Source organism: Priestia aryabhattai B8W22 (assembly GCF_000956595.1).
GTDB lineage: Bacteria > Bacillota > Bacilli > Bacillales > Bacillaceae_H > Priestia > Priestia aryabhattai.
In genome coordinates this window covers 135,961-154,907 of the sequence record NZ_JYOO01000006.1, presented here as the reverse complement: position 1 = coordinate 154,907, position 18,947 = coordinate 135,961, and the positions used below count along the sequence as shown (strand labels likewise).

At 34.4% G+C, this 18,947-nt stretch carries 17 protein-coding genes and 2 pseudogenes; 13 read left to right on the top strand and 6 right to left on the bottom strand.

Features of this window, described 5'->3' with window-relative positions:
• The first annotated feature begins 110 nt into the window (after window positions 1-110).
• Both N178_RS06965 and N178_RS26560 read left to right on the top strand, forming a co-directional pair.
• Entirely contained in the window at window positions 111-1,355 is a 1,245-nt protein-coding gene (locus N178_RS06965) for a Bcr/CflA family efflux MFS transporter (protein ID WP_045291488.1), read from the top strand.
• 117 nt (window positions 1,356-1,472) lie between these two features.
• Window positions 1,473-1,592 (top strand): annotated as a pseudogene (locus N178_RS26560) (aldo/keto reductase); the annotation flags it as partial.
• Between the two features lie 4 nt (window positions 1,593-1,596).
• Here the strand turns inward: N178_RS26560 and N178_RS06960 are convergent.
• Window positions 1,597-2,166 (bottom strand): annotated as a pseudogene (locus tag N178_RS06960) (Y-family DNA polymerase); the annotation flags it as partial.
• Window positions 2,167-2,424: 258 nt separating this feature from the next.
• On the opposite strand from N178_RS06960, the gene N178_RS06955 reads away from it, so the two are divergent.
• The 3 genes from N178_RS06955 (at window position 2,425) to N178_RS06945 (ending at window position 6,686) form a co-directional block, all read left to right on the top strand.
• Window positions 2,425-3,645, top strand: coding sequence for a sensor histidine kinase (locus N178_RS06955; protein WP_052942380.1), 1,221 nt, complete (start codon window positions 2,425-2,427; stop codon window positions 3,643-3,645).
• Between the two features lie 2 nt (window positions 3,646-3,647).
• Window positions 3,648-4,301 (top strand): response regulator, encoded by a 654-nt coding sequence (locus tag N178_RS06950; protein ID WP_045291487.1) that lies wholly within the window; start codon window positions 3,648-3,650, stop codon window positions 4,299-4,301.
• A gap of 189 nt (window positions 4,302-4,490) precedes the next feature.
• Window positions 4,491-6,686 (top strand): MMPL family transporter, encoded by a 2,196-nt coding sequence (locus tag N178_RS06945; protein ID WP_045291486.1) that lies wholly within the window; start codon window positions 4,491-4,493, stop codon window positions 6,684-6,686.
• A gap of 672 nt (window positions 6,687-7,358) precedes the next feature.
• On the opposite strand, the gene N178_RS06940 is transcribed toward N178_RS06945, so the two are convergent.
• On the bottom strand, window positions 7,359-8,291 hold the full coding sequence (locus N178_RS06940) for an alpha/beta hydrolase (protein ID WP_045291485.1): 933 nt from the start codon (window positions 8,289-8,291) through the stop codon (window positions 7,359-7,361).
• A gap of 365 nt (window positions 8,292-8,656) precedes the next feature.
• On the bottom strand, window positions 8,657-8,872 hold the full coding sequence (locus N178_RS06935) for a hypothetical protein (protein WP_045291484.1): 216 nt from the start codon (window positions 8,870-8,872) through the stop codon (window positions 8,657-8,659).
• 193 nt (window positions 8,873-9,065) lie between these two features.
• On the opposite strand from N178_RS06935, the gene N178_RS06930 reads away from it, so the two are divergent.
• Window positions 9,066-9,617: a YhcN/YlaJ family sporulation lipoprotein gene (locus N178_RS06930; RefSeq protein WP_052942379.1), complete on the top strand. Its 552-nt coding sequence runs from the start codon at window positions 9,066-9,068 to the stop codon at window positions 9,615-9,617.
• 220 nt (window positions 9,618-9,837) lie between these two features.
• The gene (locus N178_RS06925; protein WP_045291483.1) at window positions 9,838-10,383 is read left to right on the top strand and encodes an undecaprenyl-diphosphatase; all 546 of its coding nucleotides are present in this window, start codon (window positions 9,838-9,840) and stop codon (window positions 10,381-10,383) included.
• Window positions 10,384-10,615: 232 nt separating this feature from the next.
• Here the strand turns inward: N178_RS06925 and N178_RS06920 are convergent, their stop codons facing one another.
• Entirely contained in the window at window positions 10,616-11,416 is an 801-nt protein-coding gene (locus N178_RS06920; RefSeq protein ID WP_045291482.1) for an alpha/beta fold hydrolase, read from the bottom strand.
• A gap of 456 nt (window positions 11,417-11,872) precedes the next feature.
• On the opposite strand from N178_RS06920, the gene N178_RS06915 reads away from it, so the two are divergent.
• Window positions 11,873-12,445, top strand: coding sequence for a YitT family protein (locus N178_RS06915; protein WP_080890152.1), 573 nt, complete (start codon window positions 11,873-11,875; stop codon window positions 12,443-12,445).
• 284 nt (window positions 12,446-12,729) lie between these two features.
• Complete coding sequence (locus N178_RS25490; RefSeq protein WP_052942378.1) at window positions 12,730-13,023, top strand: hypothetical protein; 294 nt, start codon at window positions 12,730-12,732, stop codon at window positions 13,021-13,023.
• Between the two features lie 1,098 nt (window positions 13,024-14,121).
• On the opposite strand, the gene N178_RS06900 is transcribed toward N178_RS25490, so the two are convergent.
• Both N178_RS06900 and N178_RS06895 read right to left on the bottom strand, forming a co-directional pair.
• Window positions 14,122-14,916, bottom strand: a complete 795-nt coding sequence (locus tag N178_RS06900; protein WP_045291479.1) for an alpha/beta fold hydrolase — start codon at window positions 14,914-14,916, stop codon at window positions 14,122-14,124.
• A gap of 366 nt (window positions 14,917-15,282) precedes the next feature.
• Window positions 15,283-16,299, bottom strand: a complete 1,017-nt coding sequence (locus N178_RS06895) for a DUF3231 family protein (protein ID WP_045291478.1) — start codon at window positions 16,297-16,299, stop codon at window positions 15,283-15,285.
• Between the two features lie 268 nt (window positions 16,300-16,567).
• Here N178_RS06895 and N178_RS06890 point away from each other — a divergent pair, with 268 nt between their 5' ends.
• From N178_RS06890 to N178_RS06875, 4 genes are all read left to right on the top strand, one after another.
• Window positions 16,568-16,906 carry a hypothetical protein gene (locus tag N178_RS06890; RefSeq protein WP_045291477.1) on the top strand — a complete coding sequence of 113 codons (339 nt, stop codon included), beginning with the start codon at window positions 16,568-16,570 and terminating at the stop codon, window positions 16,904-16,906.
• A 390-nt stretch (window positions 16,907-17,296) separates the two neighbouring features.
• Entirely contained in the window at window positions 17,297-17,716 is a 420-nt protein-coding gene (locus N178_RS06885; RefSeq protein WP_045291476.1) for a MarR family winged helix-turn-helix transcriptional regulator, read from the top strand.
• Between the two features lie 20 nt (window positions 17,717-17,736).
• Window positions 17,737-18,129 (top strand): rhodanese-like domain-containing protein, encoded by a 393-nt coding sequence (locus tag N178_RS06880; RefSeq protein ID WP_045291474.1) that lies wholly within the window; start codon window positions 17,737-17,739, stop codon window positions 18,127-18,129.
• Window positions 18,130-18,134: 5 nt separating this feature from the next.
• Window positions 18,135-18,572, top strand: a complete 438-nt coding sequence (locus tag N178_RS06875; RefSeq protein ID WP_045291472.1) for an EVE domain-containing protein — start codon at window positions 18,135-18,137, stop codon at window positions 18,570-18,572.
• Window positions 18,573-18,947: the final 375 nt, after the last annotated feature.

Genomic DNA, 18,947 nt, shown 5'->3' with positions numbered 1-18,947 from the left:
ACTTTACCTACATCTTTAGACAAATGTCCTAGACAGAAGAGATGCCTTTCAATAGACTAAAGGTTATCTGTAAAAATACAATATTTAGGTAAGGAAGGTGCTCTGCTATTATGCTTCATAACCCAACTGGAAAAAAACGTCTAGGATTGGCGTTTCTTCTCAGCACGCTTGCGATATTAGGTCCGCTTAATATCGATATGTATTTGCCAAGTTTCCCTGCTATTGCTGATCATTTAGATGCGAGAGCTTCACTTGTTCAGCTTAGTTTAACATCGTGTTTACTAGGCCTTGCCATTGGTCAAATCGTGATCGGTCCAATCAGTGATGCGAAGGGACGAAAACGACCTTTACTCATTTCCATCTCTTTATTTATGATATCGTCCTTGCTCTGTGCTTTGGCTCCTACTATTACAGCTTTAGTCATCGCACGCTTTTTACAAGGGTTTACAGCTTCGGCAGGAGTTGTTCTTTCTCGAGCCATTGTCAGAGACGTTTTTAGTGGAAGAGAGCTTACGAAGTTTTTTGCTCTGTTAATGGTTATTAATGCCTTTGCACCAATGATAGCACCAATGGCCGGAGGTGCTATTTTACTTCTTCCTTTTGCAAGCTGGCATACTATTTTCTTGTTTTTAAGTTTAATAGGCCTTTTAATTGTTTTAACAATTTCAATGCGTTTAAAAGAAACTTTGCCAATTGAAAATAGAACGCCAAGTTCAATTGGTCATTCCATTCGCACGATGGGCAGTTTATTACAAGACCGTTCTTTTATTGGGTATGCCTTAATTGTCGGACTGATCCACGGAGGAAGCTTTGCTTATGTATCAGGCACTCCATTTGTCTATCAAGGGATCTACCATGTTTCTCCGCAAGTTTTTAGCATTTTGTTTGGCATTAACGGCTTGGCCATTGTGACTGGAAGCTTTATTATTGGGCGCTTTAGCGGAATTCTTCATGAAAGAAGCCTGCTTCGCATTGCCGTGATTACGGCTGTAAGTGCTACTAGCGTGCTTCTTATTATGACCATGCTTAAAGGGCCGCTGGCTACGATTGTTATTCCCATTTTTATTTACATGATCTCTATAGGAATGACGATCACAGGCTCGGTGACATTGGCAATGAAAAATCAAGGACATAGAGCAGGAAGTGCGAGTGCCGTGTTAGGCATGCTTCCACTAACTTTAGGATCAATTGTTTCTCCTTTAGTGGGTATTAACGAAACCACAGCGATTCCGATGGCTGCTATTTTATTTAGTACGGCGCTTTTAGGTTTTGTAGCTTTCTTTACGTTAACTAAAAACAAGAAAGAAACAGAAAAGTGCGAAATTAATGAGTTTAAAACGGAGGTTTCTCCGTAATCACTTTTTTGATTGTTTGAAAGCACCACTCCTTTGTGAAAATGAGTGGTGCAAATTTATTCAAGTATTGGATAATATATGCTAACCTTATGACATGATCGAAAGGAGTGGATAATAATGAGTAAAGTAATTCCTGAAATAACCCTTAATGACGGGGTAACCTTGCCTGCTATAGGTTTTGGTACATATAAGCTTAAAGGAAATGAAGGAGTCAACGCTATAACGAGTGGGATTGATGATGAATAGCCCACAATTTAAAGGGAATATCCTCATATCGCCAATAAGCCACTCCTGTTGGGCTATTCTTAGCCTCATGGTCTAAGCTTACCTTCGCCAGTAAGAGATTAGGGCCTATGCCTGCCGTAGCTGTGAGGCGTGTCTTATGATAAATTTCGTCGATAATCTTGTGGGTTAATTCTTCTGGTGTACGAGCGAATAGATGCAACGAAGCTGTCGCATCAATAAACAACTCATCAATACTATAGGCATGAAAATCCTCAGGAGCCACATACTGTAACACCAAGCTCGAAATATAGGTCGAAGCCTTGATATACCTCTCCATGGATGGATTCACCACATGGATATCTTTCCTTTTAGGAATGTCGAAAAGACGACTTCCTGTTTTGACTCCTTCTTTCTTTAATAAGGGTGTGGCAGCTAATACAACGGATCCCGACCGTTTGATATCTCCGACCACTGCAAGCTTTGTTTTCAACGGATTTAATCCTCTTATGGCAGAAGAAACTGAAGCATAGATCGCCTTCATGTCGATACATATAATGATTCTGTTTGGTAACTGTTCATCCTCCATTGAAAATACTCCTAAAATAAAAGAACATTTGTTCTTTATCCAGTGGAATATCATACCTTTTCCCGATTATTGCTAAGTTCTTGGTGAAAAATAAATTCTCTAATTTCCCATTCTTCTATAACAACTTTTGATTAATCAGTATAGAAGTTTTGCGATACAAAATTGCATTAAAATTAATTGACATTTACTATTAGAGAAGTGTAACTGTATATATCAAAAGGAAATCCTAATTTAAACAAATGAAAAGGGGGTTAAGTAATGGGAAAGATGGATTCTCTATATACTCCGCCCATATCTAAGATTCCTTATGATTCAGAACAGTCTCTTGCAGGTAGACTACCCATTTTTACGTGGTTGCTATTAACGTATTCAGCTACGATGATCCTTCAAACATTAGCTCATCCCATGCTGTTGAATAGCTTGTTATTTACCTTTCTTTTTTCTCTATATTTTGTATTAAATTCATTTATTAATGTTTTTAAAATGTTTAGACCGTGGATTTACATTCTTGTTCAAGGAGGTTTAGCCTTTCTTTGTGGTCTTATAATGCCTGATGGCTTTCAACCAACACTCATTGGACTATATTCACTTTTGATAGGACAAAGCGTAGGAATTTATTATCAAATAAGTAAAGTAGTAATGGTTTCTTTATTTTGTATTCTTTTAATGTGTATTGCTACTATTCTAATGGGACATTTGCATTTGTTAGTTATTTATCTAATGATTATGATTCCTCTCATAATAAGTATAGTAGGGTATGCTGTTATGTTTTTTAGACAAGTACAGGCTAGAGTTCGTATTCAAACATCTCTTCAAGAACTAGAGATTGCCCATCAAAAAGTAGAGCAGCTGACTCTTACAAATGAACGTCAACGAATGGCGCGTGATTTACATGATACATTGGCTCAAGGTTTGGCAGGCCTCATCATGCAACTAGAAGCAATTAATGCTCATTTGAGTAATGACAATGTTAAAAGAGGGCAAGAGATTGTACAGCAAGCAATGGAAAGAGCACGTGTGGCATTAGCTGATGCCCGTAGTGCAATAGATGACTTGCGTACACAATCAGTTGAGGAAATAGGGTTTATAGAAAGTGTGGAGGAAGAGGTTCAACGTTTCAGGTCAACAACTGGAATAAACTGTTTACTAACGGCAGGCGCTATCATGCCTTTGCCTTCCATGTTTGTAGAACATACCAAACATATTATAAGTGAGGGATTAACAAATATTGCACGTCATTCTCAAGCTCAACATGCATGGATAACGATTGAAGAAAAAATACAAGGTATTTTATATCTAGAGATAAAAGATGACGGCATAGGTTTTGATTCAGAGAAAATCGGTAAGCAAGTAGGCCACTATGGATTAATTGGTATGCAAGAGCGTGTTCGCATACTTAAAGGAACCATAGATATTCAAAGCAAAAATCAGGAAGGAACTATAATTCAGATAGAAGTACTGATACCAAAAGGAGAATAAATGTGAAATATAAGGTTTTAATTGTAGATGATCATTTTGTTGTGAGGGAAGGCTTAAAGTTAATTTTAGAAACCAGTGATACCTATGAAGTAGTCGCAGAGGCAGAAGACGGAGCTATAGCATTGAATCTCATTGAAGAATTGCAACCGGATGTGATTTTAATGGACTTAAACATGCCAAAAATGAGTGGTCTTAAAGCTATTGAAAGGCTAAAAGAACAAAATTCAACTATCCCTATTATTATTCTCACAACGTACAATGAGGATGAATTAATGATTCGAGGATTAAGCCTAGGTGCAAAGGGATATCTATTAAAAGATACCAGTCGAGAAAATTTATTCAGAACAATTGAATCTGCCATCAGGGGAGAAACGCTTTTACAACCGGAAATTACATCAAGAATATTTGCTTATAAAGAAAAGCAACCTAATTTATCATCTTCATCAGATGTTAGGGAGTCCATTCTTACAGAAAGAGAACTAAGTATACTGCAAACGGTGGCAAGTGGAGCGACGAGTAAGAAGATTGCACTGGATTTAGGGATTTCAGAGCGAACTGTTAAAGCCCACCTGACAAGCATTTATACAAAGTTGGGGGTAGCTTCAAGGTCAGAGGCTGTAGCAGTTGCAATTGACCAAGGAATCCTTCATCGTTAACTTAAAATTAGAAAAGTACATAGAGATTTGCCCAAACGTACATAGGGAGGTTGCCCTTATGTACGATTTTTTTTGTTTACTTTTTTATTAGAATAAACAAGTATTCACAACAACCTCCTTTTATTTTAAGGAATAAGGTTGTTTACATCATGTTTTACTATATTGAATTGAAGAATGGAAGGAGATTGTATGGCAAAGTATCTTTATAAATTAGGTGAATGGGCTTCTCGAAAACGCCGCCAAGTCTTTTTTGGGTGGATAGCTATCCTAATAGTTGCAGCAATCGGAGTCGGAAGCGTAGGTATAACATTTAATGATGATATGTCGATTCCTGGAACAAAAGCAGAAAAAGCAATGGATGTGATGAATAAGGAATTTCCCCATGGTGAGAGTGGTGGACAAATCAAGCTTATCTTTAAAGCACCTGAAGGGCAGACATTAGAATCATCTTCTACGCATCAAAAAATACAAGATACATTAGATCTTGTTCTTAACGACAAAGCCGTTGAATCTATCGCAAATCCTTACCAAGCAGGAACAATCAGTAAAAATAAAGAGATTGGTTATGCAACGATTACGTATAAGGTAAGTGCAGATAAAGTAACGGATGCTTCAAAAGATAAGATAAAAGGTATTGCAAAAATAGCTGAGAAAAATGGTGTTCAAACGGAGATAGGCGGTACAGTTGCTTTCTCACACGTCAAAATTGGCGGTACATCTGAACTAGTAGGTATCGTTATCGCTTTTGGTATTTTAGTTTTTACTTTCGCATCTTTCCTTGCAGCAGGATTACCAATTATTACGGCTATTATAGGTCTAGGTATCGGTGCTATGGGAATTCTAATCAGTTCAAATTTCTTCTCTGTCCAAGCCACAAGTTTGTCACTTGCGAGTATGATTGGTTTAGCAGTTGGAATTGACTATGCACTATTTATTATCTCAAGACATCGCCAACAGTTAGCACAGGGGCTTAGTGTAAGAGAATCCATTGCTCGTGCTACTGCGACTGCTGGTAGTGCAGTAGTATTTGCTGGATTAACTGTTATTGTCGCCCTGTGTGGATTATCTGTAGTAGGCATTCCATTCTTAACATCAATGGGATTATCGGCAGCTTTTACGGTGTTAATTGTCATGTTAGTCTCCATTACATTGGTTCCTGCCCTATTAGGAATGTTTGGTCATCGCCTCAGTCCTAAACCCAAAAAACAAGTGGATTCTAAAAAGTCTCTTGTAGTTAAGAAAAATAAGGATTCAAATAAGTGGGGACGGTTTGTTACTCGTTATCCTGTACAAATTGTCCTAGTATGTTTAATTGTCACGGGTATTATTAGTTCTCCAGTTCTTCATATGGAACTAGGTTTACCTGATAATGGAATGAAATCAAAAGAAACTATTGAAAGACGTGCGTACGATTCAATGGCAGAAGGCTTTGGAGACGGAATAAATGGACCCCTTGTCGTTGTATTAGATGGATCTAAAAGTCCAAATACACAAGTATCCTTTACAAAGGTGGCAAAAGAGCTAAGTGACTTGCCAAATGTATCTAGCGTTTCTCCTCCTACTTCAAATCAATCTGGCAAATTTGCAATGGTAACTGTTTTACCTAAAACGGGACCTAATGACTCTAAAACGAAAGATCTAGTTAATGATATTCGGGAAAAGGAAATGAATGTAAATAAAGATGAAAAAGTAAAATTAATGGTTACAGGATCAACTGCTGTTAACATTGATATCTCTGATAAGCTTTCAGAAGCGTTACCTCAATTTGCAGCTTTAATTGTTATCTTTGCTTTACTGTTACTTTTAGTTGTCTTCCGTTCCATTCTTGTACCTATCAAAGCTGTATTAGGATTTCTAATGACTTTAATCGCTACTTTAGGATTTTCTGTTTTTGTGTTACAAGATGGGCATTTTATTAATTTCTTTGGTATTCCTGAGGCTGGTCCATTATTAAATTTCATGCCAGTTCTAACGACAGGTATTTTATTTGGTTTAGCTATGGACTATGAAGTGTTTCTCGTAAGTCGGATGCGTGAAGATTTTACACACTTGAGAGACGCAAATAAATCTATTCTTTCGAGCCTGAAACATAGTGGCCCAGTAGTAACGGCGGCTGGTCTAATTATGATTTCTGTTTTTGCTAGCTTTATTTTTGCAGAAGATTCAACGATAAAAGCGACAGGGTTATCAATGGCTTTTGGGGTGTTATTCGATGCATTCGTGGTGAGAATGACACTTGTACCTGCAGTTATGACGCTTTTAGGAAAATCTGCATGGTACCTACCTAAATGGCTGGATAAATCCCTACCGACTATAGATGTTGAAGGCGAATCAATTACGAATCATATAGAAGATAATATCGATAAAAAAGTTAGAAAATACTAATTTGTATCCTTACCTGCTGATTTTTAACGCAAACGAACCGTTTTATTATGAAAGAAAAATCCACAAAAAATTTGTTGGATTGACGTTTTAACTTTAAAACATGTGGTAGACATATAGTACAACGTCATTAATATTATTGGCTGTTGTAAAAAGGTAAATACTTATTTCATGAAGGGACTGATTAGTTTTGAAAGAATTAACAGCGACTTCGACAAATGTATTTCCTGAAATTGAAAGTAGATATTCGTATCTTACACAAGGCACTTTAGTTATGAACCGATATACGTAACGAAAGGGCCTCACAAGGGCAAATGAACAAATACTTAAAAAGTATGGGAAAAAGCTTGTATCTCTTTAGATACAAGCTTTTTCTGTTCGAGTTAACATAAGTTTGATTATAGGAAGTACACTTTTCAGTCTATTATCTTGTTGAAAACGTTCTTTAAACTACATGTATTTTAAAGAACGTTTGTAAATTGATTTTAAATTTAAACGAACGTTGAGAATGACAAATTTTTTATATAAACTCACCGTCCGTAAAATTATACTTTTACGGACAAGATATTTAAATCTATTACAAGATGTTAGAGTAATTATTATCGATAACAAAATAAAAACCCTAAATTTCCAAAAAAATATATATATTACATCGATTGTTCTCGGAATCATTGTTTACACATCATCTGTTAAGTAGCGATGGATAGAAGAAAACACTTTATCTCTTATCAGCTCTTCTTCATTTAATAAATGATGTTTTCCGTTCTCTATAAGTTCAACCTCTATATTTGGAAACTTCTTTAGTAAGAAACCAACATTATATCTCCAATCCACTGTTGTGTCCTTTTTTCCTTGGAGGATGAGAACAGGGACAGAACTGGGATTCCCTTTCTTAATCAATTCATTCCATCTGATCAATGCTTCTACCCAACTGAGAGGGACCTGATCATACTGTAACGGATCATTCTTCACAAAACGCAAAAACTTTACATCTGATGAATTGTTTCGAAGTATCCTTTTCAAATTCCTGGTGAACGCTTTTAAGGGCTTTATCAAAATGGTGATTGCATTCCAGCGATAAGGCCGAACGAGGGGCGAGACAAGCACTGCTTTTCGAATCTGAGACGTTTCAGGATTATTCAATATATAATCGACTGCAGCAGCAGCGCCCGTACTGTGAGCCACGATATAGACGGGCAGAGAGCTTGAAGACAGGTGTCTACGCACGACTTCTCGAATACTTTCTGTATAGAGAGAAAACTCCGAAATGGCTCCCCGTTCTCCTGTTGACAATCCATGTCCCGGTAAATCAAATGTCAACACATGAAACCCTTGTTGAATCAAGAAACGAATGACAGTACTTAGTACTCCAGCATGATCATAATAACCGTGAAGAAGAAGAATATGAGCTTTTACCGGTAAGGGACGAAAAGATTGGATAAACAGCCGTTCATGGATAAACGATTCAAATCCGTAACGATACATTATGTTCTCTGTTGGGAGATTGTAAAACTCACTGTAACGTTTGATGTTTTCATTCATGGGGCGTGAATCGTATGTAAAGAGAAAATGCTGATCATTTTGAATATTTTTAATAAATTGTTTCATATTCGACCTCTGTGTCTCCGTAATTTATTTATGTCATTTAATAATGAAAATGAAGAACCAAAAGAAAAATTTATGGTGCAAAGATTGGATTCGTTTAAAAAAGATATATGGATTTTTACTGAAATCTAGTCCTATGCAGCTAGTTAATAGATGAGCTTCGCTTGATTAACAATATATCGATTAATAATAATAGGTTGTACTCATATGTTGTAAATAGAAGATGGTCATATCACTTCTATGTAATTAAGTCATCGGTGTTTATTTTTTGATTATTAAAAGCTTTATGCAGTAAAAACTGCACAAAGCTTTTAATAATCAACGGTAACTCAATTGCTATACAAAACATACTATTGTAAATGCAGTTTTTATTGCTTGGATAAACCGTTTTTCATCTGGTTTCTACTGGTTATTGTTTGCATAGTTGGTGCCCCTGTTTTATTTCCATTTCCTCTTATTATCCAAATCACTAAAGTCCCAATTCCTATGCTTAAAAGTGACAGTAGTATGCTTTTGTTATTATTTTTCTTCGCGGATGGGCCATTAACATTAAATAAAGAAGTTAGCTGCTGTACATTATTCATTATGCAAATCCCTCTTTGATAAGTGTTTGAAAGAAAGCTCTCTTCCAACATCTTTATTTTTTGCCGAGGCTACATATATATACTGGAAAAATGATGCTCTCGTTACTTAGGTTTTCAAATTATTTCCTGTAATTATTTAAAAACCAATGTAAACCTTAATACATATATGACTAGTAGAAGGAGTGAAAAAAGAATGAAGGCAGAAAAATATGTACTGGGACTCTTATCAGCTATTTTATCAGTAGGATTTCTTTTTGGTTGTAATGATAAAAAAGATGAAGCTGAGCCTGATCCAACTGAAGAACCGTCTGAACAAAAAGCTCAAAATACCCGTGACAACAATGATCTACGAGACGTGGGATTTCAACCCGACGGTGTTCAAAATAATAATGTAGATAATAATAATCAGACACGATTAGAGGTAGCTGATAAAGCTGCGGATCGTATTGCTGAATTAAATGAAGTAGATACTGCGAATGTGATTGTTACAAACCGAAATGCATACGTGGCTGTTGTTTTAAAGAATGAAGCAAACGGAGAGGTAACCGACCGTTTAAAAAAGAAGATTTCAGATCAAGTAAAAGCTACAGATAAGGATATTCGAAATGTGTATGTGTCATCCGATCCTGATTTTGTGAATCGTATGGAAGGGTACGGAAATCGAATTAATGAAGGTTCGACAAGAAATGGCCTATTTGAAGATTTTACTGAAACCGTTAAAAGAGTATTCCCTAACAATCGTTAAATAAAAATGATGAGATATAAAAAAGCAATTTTTTATGTTTTAAAAAGAGAAACCTCCTTATAGATTAAGGAGGTTTCATATATGCTTCTCTCTCTATTATACGAAATGACTTAATAGTTATTTTGGTCCTTTTTTGCTATCATAGGAGCATTGATCATTCAATGAATTCTTCATTAGGAGAGAAGAGTCTGTCTATCTAAAATTGAAGGAGAAAATCGAGATGGATTATAAAATATTCAGGATAATCAATCAGCTGGCTGGTCGCTATTCTATATTAGATATGCTGATGATATTGATTTCAAATAAGGTACGTTATCTATTCGTTTTTGTATTAATGTTGATGTGGTTTCGAGGCGGTTCACAAAGAAAAGTGACCGTATATGCCGTCATATCTTCGACTTTTACGTTATTGATTAACATGTTAATTCAATGTTTTTATTTTAAGCCCCGTCCATTTATAAAGCGTCGTGTCGGCATCCTTATTCCTTCAAAGGTGAACTCCGCATTCTTAAGTAAACATACGTTGCTTACAGCTGCTGCATCCACTTCTATTTTTATACGTGAACGTATTTTTGGGTCAGTTATGTGGATATTGTCCTTGTTAACAGGATTCTCAAGGATTTGGGTAGGGCATCATTATCCCTCTGATATTATCCGAAGCCTCTTTATTGGTAGCTTGACAAGTATTATCGTTGAGAAAGCTTTTGGTTCTCTAAAAGTAATGAACCGAAAATCAAAAAAGTATTATGACCAAATACGTAAATGAAGCATTTTCATTAGCTAATAATGTCTCAATTCTGTACTTGCTTTAATAATTAGTTAAAGCAGTTGCTATAGCGAAGGTTTCTACTAATAACGCCAAGATAAAGAACTTAAGGACAAAATTCCCTAAGCGCCTCATTTTCAGTTATAAAATTTGTATTTAGGCTGATGAGCTAAATAATCTTACCGATCTCCTGTAGTTTATTATCGAGTTTTATACATATGAGATTTTAAAATTATTCATTGCTTAAGTCTCTTTCTGTTTTATAACTGGATTTATTTAAGACAAATCCTGTAATTAGCTCATTAAATTGAACCCACTTTTTTGTAGGCAGTTGATGACCCTGTTGTGGTAAAACAAAGAATTCAGCATGCTTACATTTATTTTTATACTCTTTCATATAGTGGGTAGTCCAATCCTTTTTCCCACCATATATAAACAACAAAGGCATAGTTAAATGATGAAGTTTGTCTAAACAGTTATAGTGTAATGAATGATTATAATACTGATACCATGATTCTTGATCTGCTTTTTTCATATAACTAACTAGACTTTTTCTTAGTGTCTTGTCTCGAGTATGACTTATAGAAAGGCTTTTTATTAATATATTTAGGTGTTCTTTTACCATATACATTCCTATTTTATGTAATAGTTGTCCAGGTATATCTCTTACTATAGGGTAAGTTCCTGAGAAAACTAATAATTCGATTCTATCGGGATGATAAATAGCCAGCTCTTGAACAATTAGACAGCCAGCAGAATAACCACATATAATAGCCTTGTCTAAATGCAGCGCATCCATAAAACGCAATACTTCGTTTGCATAGAAGGAAATTGATACAGTTTGTTCAGGTCTAGGACTTCGTCCATGACCACTTAAATCTGGAAAGATGACTCTCATATGCTTGGATAAATCGTATTGATAATGGAAGACTTTATTTCCCATGCCAGGTGGATGAATAAAGATGACTGGCATACCCTGTCCACGCTCTTCATAATACAAGTATTTATTAGTGTCTATTTCAATAAAAGGCATGATTATTTCTCACTCCAAAATCAATTAATAATTACTTTTTAGTTAAGGTTAATCTAGTTTATGAAAACCAAGATCTTTTTTCATCTTACATTTAACTCAATATAATTAACTATTTGTACTGTATTGTTTAAAATCAAAGATCCTTTTTATTATTTATTATGAGGTTATTATAGTAAGACTATACAGACTAAAAAGGGGAAGATTTTAGAATTGTTAATAGGATTTCTGATAATGCTGATTATGTGAACTAAACATGTATACTATACACAGTTTAAAAAGCAGAAAAACTCCCATCGGTTGGAAGAGAGTTTTTTCTGCTTTTTTAGGAGTTTGCTATAGTATTATGATTTATCCATCTTGAGTAGTTTGCTTAAAAGATAAACTTTTATTCATTTACATAAAAAGAAAAATATTCATGACAGGTAGCTAAAGCTTATACATATAGTAAGAGATAAATTGATTAAAAAGGTGATTATTATGTTTCGAAAAATACCGGTTGTTCTTGTCGGAAGCTTATTATTAAGTATAGGAATTAATGGATTTTTAGTTCCTCATTATTTGTTAGATGGAGGAACAATTGGAATTGCTCTCATCCTTCACTATTATTTTGAATTTCCTACAGGTGTGATGATTATTATTTTGGGTTTTCCATTATGTTGGTTTGCTTGGATTTATGAAAGAACTTATTTTTATGGGTTAATTATTTCTTCTTTATTAATTGATTGGCTAGAGCCTATTAAAGACCAGTTTCAACTTTCTGTTTTTCCTAGTGTAATCTTTGGAGGAATATGTATTGGGACGGGAGTTGGTCTTATGCTTCGATACGAGACAAGTACTGGAGGAACAGATTTACTAGCACAACTACTATCAAAAGCTTTTTCCTTAAACATAGGGATGGTTATTTTAATTATAGATGGTTTTATCATAACAGCAGCTCTTCCTTTATTAGGACCTAAAACGTTTCTTTTTTCATGTTCGACAATTTTTATAGGTGGAATGACGACTTCGTTAATTACAAAAAAAGAATAATTTGGATTATAAAATCAGTATCTTCTATCCTCCGTTTTTTGCCCCTCCCTTTCTACACCCTTCAATCGCTTTACAAGTTCATGTTAACTATTTTGACTTATAAACCTAAAATCCTTTTAAAAATGGCCTTCTTTTAGAGTGATCTAAAATACAAAAACCTTTTCGTGAAAATTAAGGAATGCTGCTATGACATTTGTTTGATTATAAATTGAATACCATATCTCTTTCTAAATCATACTATATAAGTACATTTGTATTTATATGAAAATCAGGAGGGTCTATTAATGAGCAATGCTAATACACCGGCAATTGGATTCATTTACAACGGTGAATTTTACGAGATACTTATAAATAAGAAGTCCACAACATTTAAGGAAAACATTAGCCCCCAGGAAGCTCGATTACCTACGAAGTTAAACTTTCCTGGTGAAGACGAAAAAAAATTAGTTTTTGTTTCCTATAATTCCACCGGAAATGGTCAGACACCAACAATACTTGAGAAATCTAATCAATTACCAGAAAACGCTATAAAGATGCTATTAGAATACAGTATTGGTTCATCTAGATCTTTCTTATAAAGGAAGCTTAATGTGGAATCTGTTTTCAAAAAATATAGCAGGATTCTCCATAAGGACTATTTTTATAGGGACTAACATATATATATAATGCAGACTTTTTATGCATTCACCTTCCACTGGGGTATCGAGAAAACGTAGTCATATCAAGGATGTATAAAAAGCTGCATACTCCGGAAAAAGAACCCTCGGCGGAACCGTTCTGCGACAAGGGTTCTTTTTTGTGGTGTGTTCCGGAAAGAGACATTATGTTAACTAAAGATGTATGGAGTATACACCTTGAAAATAGAAAAAAACCTATCTCTTCCCAATCCAAAGAGGTAGGTTTTTCTGCTCTATTGCAAGGGTATTGGCTGATGCCTCACGGCGTCTTGAGTAGTTTGCTTAACATAGTCAGTAACTATACATAATAAAAAAGAAAGTCTACTGGGGATCTCAGTAGACTTTCTTTTAGTTCATTTATAAAACCCCGAAGTTAATTTTACTTCTTGTTATAAGAATATGTACGTTTGTTCTCTTTATAACCTGTACCAATATATAAAACCAGTTGAAAAAGTGGTTTTTTCACTGGCTTTATACGAGGTGTATTTATTTAATGCATCATAGCATCGTAGATAGTTTAAGCAAATTCATTTTGTATTATAAATACTGGTTCTTAACTACTGCTGATTTTCATATACTATAGAACTCGGAAAAGCTAATCTTCTTTTGGGACTAAATCTTCAAAAGTAGAGGGAAAACACCCTGACTATTTAAAATATAGTCAGGGTGTTTTCGTTTTGGTAATCCTTATGAAAAAAAGAAAAAACTACCGGCTCATCAGGGACCAGTAGTTTTTTCTGTGACATAATTAGAAGTTAGTTTTGATGCTTTTGCACATCATGAGTAGTTTGCTCAAGTTATCAATAACGTATGTATCGAAAAGAAAAACCCACCTGATTTGTCAGAGGTAGGTTTCCTTTAGAAATTCTGCATTTAATTAGTTTACTCAAAATGTTATTAATTATCCGTCTGTGTAAGATTCGAGTATAAATTACTTTTAATAGGGGTTCCGAAAATCTGGATTATGTTAAGTATGAGTATGAAGATAAGTTATACAAATTAAAAGTTGTCCAGTTCAAGCCTGTTTAACCAGTTATGCACTAATTCGTTAAATACATCAGTTTGTTCAATTTGTAGGTTGTGACCAGCCATATCGAGCACTGCAAAAGTTGCCCTTGGGTAATCTTCGATTAGTTGCCACGCATCCTGATATCCCACTACATTATCCTGACGTCCTGTTATAATGAGTGTGGGATGCTCAAGTTTAAATGAAATATCAAAGGTAAAACCATATCCATTTTGACGAATGCTGTTTACAAATTCATGGTTTGTTTGTTTAGAAGGAAGTAAAATTTCATTTTGAAACCTCTCCCATTCAGTTTGACCTTGGACTACTCCCATGGAACAAAATTCATCAGCCTCCTCTTGGGACAAACGCAATATCAGGTCGTTGTCTTTCTTTAGAACAGTCTGTTGGGGTACTACCCTTTCATCATATTCAGGTATAATCAATGGTGCCATTAGTAGTAATCCACGAACTTTGTCCTGACGCGAACGAACTATACCTCTGGCAATGTATCCACCATATGAATTGCCACAAACAATAAACTGTTGGTCAGGTATAATTTCGTCCAAAAGACATAATATCGCTTCTAACATATTATCAGAGTTCTGAATAGACAATTGAGGCTCGGAATTGCCCATCCCTGGTAAGTCTATGTATATTCTCTTCCAATGGCTTCGTTTCTCGAATAACGGTTCCATTGCATTTAACATCACTTGATGGTCAAGTGTCCACCCATGCAACATAACGATGGGATATCCATCTCCAATTACTTTATAGTAAATCGACAAATTTTTTTCCCCTTTCTGTGTATGCCAAATGTATCTGCATGAACATTTGATTTTTCATACATATATTGTATATCTTAACAATTTTTTTGAAAATGGATTTATTTTAATTATTGTATAACCATTAGTTTATTGGTTTATCTATGAATCTGTATTAATATCTAAAAAAGAGAAAAAGAGCACCGATAAGTGATTAGGTGCTCTTTTTTGTCCCTAGAAATCCGTATTATGTTAACTACCTTTGTATATTATATACAGCGTAAAAAGAGAAAAACTCCTGCTGTTGGCCAGGAGTTTTTTCAATAACGTATCAACGTATTAAAAGTGATACGTAACGTATCTTGAATAGTTGGCTCTAAATAGATAGCTTTATTCTTTTTTCTTAGCTAATTGTTCCTTGTCTTTTGTTCCAGGTGGTTGTTCAAGCCATTGATGACGGATCATGATATCAGCACCATCTTTAGCATATTGAGAAATTTCAAACGATAATCTTTCATAATTCAAAAAAAGGTCACTTCTTTGACTTGCTGCAGCTGCTGTTGCATAGTTTCCTGTTCCTGCTGCAGTTAAAAAGCTCATATGAAACATGGTAAGCTTATCTGAAAATGTTGGTATTGTTGAATCACTAATAGCAATATCTGATGATATAGGTGATTGTATATCATTATCAAGAAGAACTTTGGTGAAAATCTGAATATGTTTTTCTGCGATTTTACTACCTCTTATCATCCAATCTTGAACGTCCTTTCGAGGGGATGTTTGAGCAAATGCCAGTGAAAGCTTCGCACCTATGAGGTTTGTTTGAATGTTCATAAATAGATGAGAAATTTCCATCGAATTTAATGGTCGTTGTTTGCTGAAAAAAGAGAAACCACTTAAATATTGTTTACTATCTACATAATCGGTTGTTGTTGGATAGGCTACATAGGGAGATCGAATGAATACTCCTTTTGAAAGTGCAACAATTGAACTTTGATTGAACAAAGTTGATACCTCTTGAAGTCCTGTTAGAAAGTACGTTCGGATATCTTCTCGAGCACTCATTGAAATAAACCCACTGTAAGCTAACATACCTGCCTTCGCCATATGATTAATATATGTGAGCATAAAAGAATCTGTAAAAAGACGTGGTGCATTCAGATTGACATCATGTCCCATAGTAAAAGCTGTTGGAATGGGTAATTTCTCTTGTTTAAAAATATTTGTTAGTTTTTCTAAATGTTTAAACGAAATGTCATATGCAAATTGAATAACTGGACGAATATCCTCATCTTCTATTTGTTTTAGGAAATAACTTAATATACATTTGGACATACTATCATTCATGTAACCCGTCCAAATAGAAGCTATTTCGGATGAGGTAAGTTGTGTGTGATGCTTAGTCATACATGGTTTCCTCCAAAAGAATAATTTTAGACATAAATATATTCTTTACGGAAACCAATATATTATGAGTCAGGGGATTCCCCCTGACTTTTTCATTGTTGATTAGCTAGTTATGTTCGCAAAGATGGATTTTTTCTTTTAAAATCTTAAAGTTTCTTGGCGCTTTATATTTCCGATAAGGAACATTATGGTAAATAAAAATGTATATAAATTCAGAAGGAAAGATAAATACTGCTTTTCCAATAAGAGAAAGAGGAAGAAACCAGTAATGAAATATAATGTTCAAATCTATGAAGATAATCAAGGGATGCTTATGATAAACGTGCCTGATGAAATTTTTTTAGTTATAGATTTATTATTAAGCAATGTACAGAAAGATAGATCGAAATTATGGTTAGATTTAATTGATAAAGTACTTTCAAAGCAATCTTCTTATGAAGAATTAACTGGAAATGCCTGTACTATGGAAATTAAATATGATGTAACAAAGATTGTGAATGAATATGCGGAAGAAAATCAAAACGCGTATTGTCTAATTGAAACAGCTGAGTTAAAACAGATTCTGCTTATGTGGGATGATGCTGTTAGAAATAAATACGCAAAATAGAAATTAACTTAAAAGTATGATGGAGTCTTTATAAAAGATAAAGAAAAAATAAATTTCTTATAAAGGCTTCTTTTGAGTTACCGTCATGCTAGATTTCAGAATATAAATAAGTATACTTTTACGGACGTCCTTTTTACTTTTTATAGAGCAAAAAGGTGATTTATGGATGATGAAGTTATGCTCTTTCATAATAGAAAAAGTTCCAAATTATTATTAATTAATCAGTTTTCTATTTTTAGTTTACTCTAATCAAACTTATGTTTAAATTATCAGAAAATTATGCTATTTATATGATAGGAAATCACTATAAGTATTTACTTGTTTTTCGAAATATAGTCAGTTATACTGATTATATATTTAACTGATTAATATAAGGAGGGAAGAACTTAGGTGAATAAATGGAATCAATCTTATGGTTTTTTACTTGGAAAGGCTCTTCAACAAATGGAACAAAAATTTGCTGAAGGACTGGCCCCTTTTAATATCAATTCAAGACAATATGGTGTTCTTTTATTTATTGAGGAAAACCCATACTCTTCTCAAAAAGACATATCCGACAACCTACAAATTGATCGAACGACTATGGTCAGTCATATTGATCATTTAGAAACGTTAAAATTTGTGGAGAGAACCAAGAACCCTAATGATCGAAGATCTTATAGTCTTTTAATTACGGAAAAAGGCAAGGAAGTACTGAATTCACGTTGGGAATTCCTGACCGATGTGGAATCAGAAGTTTTAACACCTTTAAACCAACAAGAAAGACAATTACTGAAAGATTTTTTGATTAGAATTTGGAAGTCATTATAGAAAATTGGAGGTTATACCAAATGAACGCACTCGATTATTTTAATGCACGTCTTCAAGCGACTATAAGCCCCATGGATTACATAAGAGCAAAGAAAATGAATCCAGAACAATACTTTTTAATTGATGTTAGGAATGGTCCTGCTCATGTAAGAAGTATAACGATTAAGAATGCCCATGTTATACCCGAACAAGAATTAGCCAATCGTTTAGATGAGATACCTAAGGACAAAAAGATTATTCTTTATTGTTGGGATGTTTGGTGCAATACAGCTGCTAAAGTTGCCAAATCTTTATTGGAACAAGGGTATGATGTAAAAGAGTTAACGGGGGGAATTGCCGCATGGCAGGAAATGAACTTTCCAGTTTCAACAGCCACTTCAGATAATCCTCTATCCAATCATTGTGGGTGTTGATTTACGTGAAAAAGAATATAAGGTATTGGATTGGAGTGGCTTCTCGCGACCATGTAATGAAGGGCGTTCAAGGTGGTTTTGCTCAACTTTGTCATGGTAAGGAAGCTCCTTTAAGAAAGATGAGGACGGGCGATTGGATCATTTATTATTCTCCAAAGGTACAGCTTAATGAAGGCACTCCGTATCAAAAATTTACGGCTTTAGGACGTGTTGTTGATGATCATATCTTTCAATTTAATATGGGAAACGATTTTATACCCTTCCGAAGAAAGATAGATTTTATAGAGTGTACAGAAACATATATTCATTCTTTAATTCCACAGCTCTCTTTCATTAAAAATAAGAAGTATTGGGGTTATTCGTTTCGATTTGGTCATTTGGAAATAAGTGAAGATGATTTTAAAGTGATTAAGAAAGAAATGACAGAGGTGGAAGGAGATTAGACGATCCTAATCTTCTTTTAACTTTTGGGAAATACATTCATAAAACGCCATTTGATGAGTGTTTTGATCATTTCATATTATTTGATGACAAGTCCATGGTGTGGTAAGAAATTATAAAATTACTATACATAATAACTCTAGTATGACGTGATATTCTTAAATAGAAGAGAGCAAGTTCGTTATTATTAACTGAACTTGCTTTTTTACTTCCTGTAATAACCATTATGTTAACTAAAGATGTATGGAGTATACACCTTGAAAATAGAAAAAAACCTATCCCTTTCCAATCCAAAGAGGTAGGTTTTTTCTGCTCTATTATAAGGATATTGGCTGATGCCTAACGGCGTCTTGAGTAGTTTGCTTAAAATATGAAAT